This window comes from Vibrio sp. V08_P9A1T1, assembly GCF_963874405.1.
In the GTDB taxonomy this organism is placed as follows: domain Bacteria; phylum Pseudomonadota; class Gammaproteobacteria; order Enterobacterales; family Vibrionaceae; genus Vibrio; species Vibrio anguillarum.
Window position 1 is genome coordinate 1 of sequence record NZ_CAWNIB010000078.1, and the last position, 7,214, is coordinate 7,214.

The 7,214-nt window shown below is 43.4% G+C and carries 6 protein-coding genes; 5 read left to right on the forward strand and 1 reads right to left on the reverse strand.

The window, feature by feature from the left end:
• Window positions 1-64 precede the first annotated feature (64 nt).
• The 4 genes from tolB (at window position 65) to nadA (ending at window position 3,961) form a co-directional block, all read left to right on the forward strand.
• On the forward strand, window positions 65-1,402 hold the full coding sequence (gene tolB / locus AACT21_RS04180) for a Tol-Pal system beta propeller repeat protein TolB (RefSeq protein WP_088718023.1): 1,338 nt from the start codon (window positions 65-67) through the stop codon (window positions 1,400-1,402).
• 30 nt (window positions 1,403-1,432) lie between these two features.
• Entirely contained in the window at window positions 1,433-1,972 is a 540-nt protein-coding gene (gene pal / locus AACT21_RS04185) for a peptidoglycan-associated lipoprotein Pal (protein WP_013856577.1), read from the forward strand.
• A gap of 15 nt (window positions 1,973-1,987) precedes the next feature.
• A complete protein-coding gene (gene ybgF / locus AACT21_RS04190) occupies window positions 1,988-2,764 on the forward strand; it encodes a tol-pal system protein YbgF (RefSeq protein ID WP_019280925.1) in 777 nt (258 codons plus the stop codon).
• Window positions 2,765-2,899: 135 nt separating this feature from the next.
• Window positions 2,900-3,961 carry a quinolinate synthase NadA gene (gene nadA, locus AACT21_RS04195; RefSeq protein WP_026028138.1) on the forward strand — a complete coding sequence of 354 codons (1,062 nt, stop codon included), beginning with the start codon at window positions 2,900-2,902 and terminating at the stop codon, window positions 3,959-3,961.
• A 112-nt stretch (window positions 3,962-4,073) separates the two neighbouring features.
• Here nadA and AACT21_RS04200 read toward each other — a convergent pair whose 3' ends face one another.
• Entirely contained in the window at window positions 4,074-4,655 is a 582-nt protein-coding gene (locus AACT21_RS04200; protein WP_017045210.1) for a UPF0149 family protein, read from the reverse strand.
• A 161-nt stretch (window positions 4,656-4,816) separates the two neighbouring features.
• On the opposite strand from AACT21_RS04200, the gene AACT21_RS04205 reads away from it, so the two are divergent.
• Window positions 4,817-7,214 (forward strand): hybrid sensor histidine kinase/response regulator (locus AACT21_RS04205; RefSeq protein ID WP_254917167.1); only part of this gene is annotated, 2,398 nt, incomplete at its 3' end.

Sequence of the window (7,214 nt, forward strand, 5' to 3'; positions counted from 1 at the left end):
ATTGAAAAACATTAATTTAACTGTAGAACCAAATTAGAAGGCAAAGCTTGTGTTAAAGCGATTGATGTTAGGATGCTTACTTGTCATCGCAAGTAGTGTACAGCTCGCCAACGCCGCATTGGAGCTTGTGATCACCGACGGCATTAATTCAGCAAGGCCGATTGCTATCGTACCGTTTAAGTGGGAAGGCAAAACAAAATTACCGCAGGATGTCTCTGCGGTGATCGCGTCAGATTTGCAACGTAGTGGTAAATTCAGCCCGATTGCGACCAGCAAAATGCCACAAACGCCTTACAATGAAACCGATGTGAAGTTTGATGCTTGGACCAGTATTGGTGTTGATGCTTTGCTCACAGGTAGCATTACGCAAAATGCAGAAGGTAACTATGTCATCAATTACCAATTGGTAGATGTAGTGCGTGGTCAACTGACACAAGGCCAAAGCAAAGCATTAAGTAACGATGGACAGTTGGTGCTTTCTAAAGATCATGTTTTATTCAATAAAGTTGCCACCGTACCAGCAAACCGAATGCGTGAGTATGCGCATCGAATTTCAGATTTGGTCTATCAAGAACTCACGGGTGATAAGGGTGCGTTTCTCACTCGTATTGCCTACGTGGTGGTCAACGACGATGAACAATATCCTTACCAGCTAAGGGTTGCTGACTATGACGGTTACAATGAACGTTTAGTACTTCGTTCAAAACAGCCTTTGATGTCACCGACTTGGTCACCTGATGGTAAGCAACTGGCGTATGTGAGCTTCCAAAACGGCCAAGCGGAAATATTCATCATGAATATTTATACTGGTGAAAGAGAGAAAGTGACCTCGTACCCACGCCATAATGGGGCACCGAGGTTCTCGCCAGATGGGAAAACCCTTGCTTTGGTGTTGTCTAAAACGGGCAGCTTACAGGTTTATACTCTGGACTTGGCAACCAAGAAGCTGAAACAAATAACGAGTGGCAGATCAAATAATACAGAACCGTTCTGGCATCCTGATGGTAAATCGCTAATATTTACTTCGGATCGGGGTGGTAAACCACAGATATATCAAGTAAATTTATCAGACGGTTCTACCAATCGTCTGACATGGCAAGGTAGCCAGAATTTAGGTGGACAAATAACGCCTGATGGTCGATTCCTTGTCATGGTAAACCGAAGTAATTCGGGTTTTAATCTGGCGAAACAAGATTTGGAAACTGGTTCAGTGCAAATTCTAACAAAGACTTTGCTCGATGAGTCTCCAAGTATTGCACCCAATGGTGGTATGGTCATATACAGTTCTATTTATAACAAAGCGAATGTACTTTCGATGGTGTCTATAGATGGGCGTTTCAAAGCTAGATTACCGGCAACAAATGGTCGCGTTAGGGCTCCTGCGTGGTCTCCGTTTTTATAGCAAGTAAGTATCAAAAAGTAAGGAAAAAAAATGCAACTTAATAAAGTTCTTAAAGGGCTACTGATTGCGCTACCAGTACTTGCAGTAACTGCATGTAGTTCAAGCGATGAAGCGACAAACGCTTCTGGTACTCAAACTAACCAGTCTACTTCAGGTTCAGCAAATAGCGTTGATACGACTGTAGTTTCTCCAATTGATGCGAATGGCCAACTCTCTGAACAAGAGCTAAAGGAACAAGCTCTTCGTGAAACTCAAACCATTTATTTCGCATTTGATAACGCGACAATTGCTGGTGATTACGAAGATATGCTTGCTGCACACGCAGCTTACCTAAGCAAAAATTCAGCAATGAAAGTTACCATCGAAGGCCATGCTGACGAACGTGGTACGCCTGAATATAACATCGCGCTAGGTGAGCGTCGTGCACAAGCTGTAGCGAAATATCTACAAGCGCTAGGTGTACAAGCTGACCAAATCTCGATCGTTAGCTATGGCGAAGAGAAGCCACTTCTTCTTGGTCAATCTGAAGAAGTGTATGCGAAGAACCGCCGCGCGGTTCTCGTATACTAATCGAGGAATCGCCTCATGTTCAGTAACTTAAAGCGAATTGTAACGCTTACGTTACTGGCAAGTGCAGCGGGTCAAGTACTCGCTGCACCAGCTCCAGTATCCGATCTTAGCAATAGCTCTTCAGCAAGCACATCTCGTGCTCAACAATCATCATCTGAATCTAATGTACAACGTCTTGAACGTCTGCTTGAAAACCGTAATAGCGTTCAACTCAAAATGCAGCAGCAGCTCGATGATATGGCACTTGAAATCAGCGAACTACGTGGCCAGTTAGAGCGTAATAGCTACGATATGCAGCAAATGTTGCAGCGTCAGCGTGAACTCTTTATCGAGTTAGATCGCGTACGTGGCGAAATGAAGAATACAACCGCAAGTTCGTCACAGCCGACAACGGACACTGATATTGCAGGAACGTTTAGCAGCAATGTTGATGAACAAACTGCCTATCAGAATGCGGTTGATTTAATCCTGAAGAAAAGGGATTACAGTGGTGCTATTGCAGCGTTTCAACAGTTTCAAAAAGATTATCCAGATTCTAATTTTGCGTCTAATGCCCATTACTGGTTAGGGCAGCTCTATTTTGCGAAAAAGCAGGATAAAGAAGCGACGCAAAGTTTTGCCGCCGTGCTCACTTACAGTGACTCCAATAAACGTGCTGATGCGCTGGTTAAGTTAGGTGATATTGCCAAGCGCAATAATAATACTGCGCAAGCAAATAAGTATTATCAGCAAGTTGTGGATGAATACCCTACAAGTGCGTCTGCCAAGGTTGCTAAAGAGAATTTGAATTGATAACAATTTGAGTTAATAAAAAAGAGGCCTTGCGGCCTCTTTTTTCGACGGCACTATTTTATGAATCGCTTTTGATCCTTCGTTAGGTGCGGTGTACAATGCTCGGATTCTTGGAAGTTGCGTAGAGCAAGAGCAATGAGCCACATATTAGATACGATTGAAACTATTTATCCATTTCCGCCAAAGCCCATTCCACTAACGGTTGAGCAAAAACAAGCCTATACAGCAAGTATCAAACAACTCTTAAAAGAAAAAGATGCTGTATTAATTGCGCATTACTATACCGATCCTGAAATTCAAGCTCTCGCTGAAGAAACCGGCGGTTTTGTTGGTGATTCATTAGAGATGGCCAAGTTTGGTAATCGCCATCCTGCCAGTACATTGATCATCGCTGGTGTGCGATTTATGGGCGAATCAGCAAAAATCTTAACCCCTGAAAAACGCATTTTAATGCCAACCTTAAAAGCAGAATGCTCTTTGGATCTGGGGTGTCCTGCCGATAAATTCACAGAATTTTGTGATGCACACCCAGATCATACCGTTGTTGTGTATGCAAACACATCGGCGGCGGTCAAAGCTCGTGCCGATTGGGTGGTTACATCGAGCATTGCACTTGATATTGTTGAGCACTTAGATGCGGAAGATAAACCCATAATTTGGGGGCCAGATCGCCATTTAGGCTCATACATCGAGAAAAAAACGGGTGCAAAGATGTTGCTCTGGCAAGGTGAATGCGTAGTTCACGACGAGTTCTCAGCCGATGCATTGCGTAAGATGAAAGCACTGTATCCTGATGCAGCCATCCTTGTGCATCCAGAATCACCAGCCAGTGTGGTAGAACTTGCGGATGCTGTAGGCTCTACAAGCCAGTTGATTAAGGCAGCAAAATCCTTACCTCAACAGAAAATGATTGTGGCGACCGATAAAGGCATCTTTTTTAAGATGCAGCAGTTAGTCCCTGAGAAAGAATTGATTGAAGCACCGACGGCAGGGGCCGGGGCAACATGCCGAAGCTGCGCGCATTGTCCTTGGATGGCGATGAATGGTCTTCGAGCGATTGAGTCAGCTCTTATGGAAGGCGGTAAAGATCACGAAATTTTCGTCGATGAAGCCGTGAGAGTGAAATCACTCATCCCATTAAACCGTATGTTGGATTTTGCTGAACAGTTAAATTTGCAAGTCAAAGGGAATGCCTAATTCCTTTCGGCGGTAGTGGATGAGAAAAGGCTCTTATTCAGAGCCTTTTTTATCGCAAGCAAATTGATTTGAAATTAACGTTATTCGAAAACAAAACTATTCAAAAACAAAGTTATTGCTCTAGTGCCAACTGAGCGCCGCGTTGCGTTAAGCCACACAACATCACTGGTATGGCCTGATAGATTTCTTCAAACTGGTCGAGTCCTTGCATACCTTGTTGAGAAAGTGTTGCCAAGGACGTCTCCGGATCATAAAGCATACTCAGCGAAAGGAGCACGCCCCCAAGTAGCGCATTGTCTTGGCTATCTTCAGGCATTAACGTTTCCCAATCATCACGCGTAAGTTGCCAACCTTGAAGAAAACCTTCACAAAAATCACGGACATGTTCAGTTACTATTTCTTGTTCATCGAGTGAGCAACCAGTAGGCCAGCTCCATTGATTTTCGAGCAAAGCAGGGCGATAGTCATTCCACATTTCAACGATCAGTTGGAAATAGGTTTCTAGCTGTTTGCCTTCGCTAAATGGCGCGATCTCTTCTCCCCCCCATAGAAAAGGGAGCCATTCCTCAGGCGGGAGCAAGTTAGGCGCTGACGCCATGGATGCGACAAAACCTTGAGTTTTGGCCTCATTAAGCAATTTATCTTCTAGTTCGGGTTGGGTAAGGAGTTCTTGTAAATTCACAGCAGATCCCATCAGTTGCCGAGTGTATTTGCAGCCATTTTAACGTTAAAGCGATACAATGTGCGAATTTTGCTGATAATTTGTTGGCTTTAGTGAGGTTTTACAACAATCAACATATTGCTCGCTGAGATTGTTCACTATAATTTGCACAAAAGAAAAAATTGAAAGGATTTATGAGAGCACCTATTTCATTGAAGAAGAAGAGCATTATCGCCCTTTCTTTTTATCTCTGCTTTTTTATTGCGATCACAGGTACCGTTACTTATTGGGTTGTCGAAGCGCCACTACGAGCTGAATTAAAACAGAATTTAGATCTTCGTGCAGAAGTGTTATCAGCCCAAATTCGCGAACCTCTCAACCGTTCTATTGGTGTGCTCCAAAGCATTGTGAGCCTTGGGCAAGCTGCAACCAACCAAGCTGAGCAAGACAGAATGCTCTCTTCGCTGTTCACTATACTTGATGATGTTGTCGTCAGTGGTGGGCTATGGCCGAAACCCTACAGTATTAATGCATCGCAGCGATACAGTAGCCTGTTTTATAATCGAGCCGCTGACGGTCAAGTCGACAAATTGCATTCTTGGAACAATCAAGAAGCGCATGGTTACGATAACGAAGTGTGGTACAACGCAGCAAAAGAGAAGCCTGTCGGTAGTGTGGTATGGTCAGAAGTCTATGTCGATGCCTATACGCACGTTCAGATGATCACGGCTTCATCGCCCTATTACGTTAACGGTGAATTTGCTGGAGTAGCAACAGTCGATCTGTCATTGGCGGGGTTAGCCACATTTATTGCCAGTCAAGCGGAGCTTTATAACCTTGGCGTATCCTTAAGTGATTCGGGGGGCTCCCTGATCACTGAACATAATTTTATAATACGTGAAGAAGCTAACGTAAGTCATTTCGGTTTTGGTGATTTTGAATGGCGAGTTGATGTTATTAATGCCCATCGGTTAGTGAATGACGAAGTGTTTGATCTGGTGATGAATGTCGAACGGAGTATCATTCCAATCCTTTTAGTTTGCGTTATGATCGGTTATTACTTGATCAATCAATATGTGATCAAACCGATTACCATCATCGCCAAAAAAGTGAGTGATTCTAAACAGGGCGGTATTATTGATATGCCGTATCGAAGCCAAGATGAGATCCGCCAGCTTATCGATTCATTTAACCAAAAAACCGTTTATCTTGAAGCGGAAAAAGTGAAAGCTCAAGCTTCCACTCAAGCCAAAAGTGCCTTCTTAGCAACCCTGTCACACGAAATCAGAACTCCAATGAATGGTGTTTTAGGAACCGCACAAATCTTATTGAAAACAGAGCTTTCCCCAGAACAGAGGCAACACCTTAATAGTCTGTATGAGTCTGGCGAGCACATGATGGTGCTGCTTAACGAAATTCTCGATTTCTCCAAGATTGAACAAGGGCGATTAGAACTTGATAACACCCGTTTTCCCTTGGATTCACTGATTGGTAGTATTAACAGTGTTTACCATACCTTATGCAATGAAAAAGGACTGCAGTTTAGGATTTACAGCGATATTGTTCACGATCGCTGGTATTACTCAGATAAAGCACGATTGAGACAGATTCTGTTTAATTTACTGAATAATGCGGTCAAGTTTACCTCTCACGGCTTTGTCGAAGTGACTCTAAAAGAGCAGCAGATGGAAGATAAACGGTATCTTTCTATTCGGATACGGGATTCGGGGATAGGTATAGCAAAAGAGGCTCAGGAAAAAATATTCCGCCCATTTGAACAAGCTGAATCATCGACGACAAGGCGTTTTGGTGGAACGGGGTTGGGCTTAGCGATTGTAAAACAAATTGTAGAGCTAATGGATGGGACAGTCACGGTAACCAGTGAGTTAGGAATTGGTACCAGTTTTCACGTTATGCTAGCGATAGAAACAACGACGCCCGGGACCATTGAAGTCAAGCCACGTCGCAAGCTTAATTACCAAGGACTGAAAGCTCTCATTGTGGAAGATAACCGGACCAACTCTATCATTATCGAAACCTTTATGAAGAATAAAGGGTTTACATGCGATTGTGTTGAGAATGGTGAATTGGCAATTCAAGCGGTTGTTGGCGGGAATTATGACCTGATATTGATGGATAACCATATGCCCGTAATGGATGGCGTAGAAGCGGTGTCTGCGATTCGGATCTTAGTTGGGGAGCAACGTAATGTGCTCATTTTTGGTTGTACTGCTGATGTTTTCAAAGAAACTCGTGAGCGAATGTTGTCGGCCGGCGCTGATTATATTGTCACCAAACCCATTGATGACAATGAATTAGATGATGCTCTTTTCCAATTTGTCGAAAAACTGTATCAATATCATCCAGAGTCCTCTATGCCGCTAAAGATAGGCTCAGCAGAGGAATCATTGGTGACGTTTTATATGGCCGTGGAAGATCAAAACATAGAACTTGCATTAGCCATGATTCAACGTTTGATACAGCAGTTGCCGGAGATTGAAAATACTCATATTCATCAAGTGTTAATCGATACCCAAACAAGCTTAGAAAAACACCAGTTACCTACACAACAGCAAGTCGATTTGCTAACGG

What these genes read in the sequence shown, in the direction of transcription:
- tolB (WP_088718023.1), top strand. Translation starts at nt 65, where the DNA reads ATGTTAGGATGCTTACTTGTCATCGCAAGTAGTGTACAGCTCGCCAAC.
- pal (WP_013856577.1), top strand. Translation starts at nt 1,433, where the DNA reads ATGCAACTTAATAAAGTTCTTAAAGGGCTACTGATTGCGCTACCAGTA.
- ybgF (WP_019280925.1), top strand. Translation starts at nt 1,988, where the DNA reads ATGTTCAGTAACTTAAAGCGAATTGTAACGCTTACGTTACTGGCAAGT.
- nadA (WP_026028138.1), top strand. Translation starts at nt 2,900, where the DNA reads ATGAGCCACATATTAGATACGATTGAAACTATTTATCCATTTCCGCCA.
- AACT21_RS04200 (WP_017045210.1), bottom strand. Translation starts at nt 4,655, where the DNA reads ATGGGATCTGCTGTGAATTTACAAGAACTCCTTACCCAACCCGAACTA.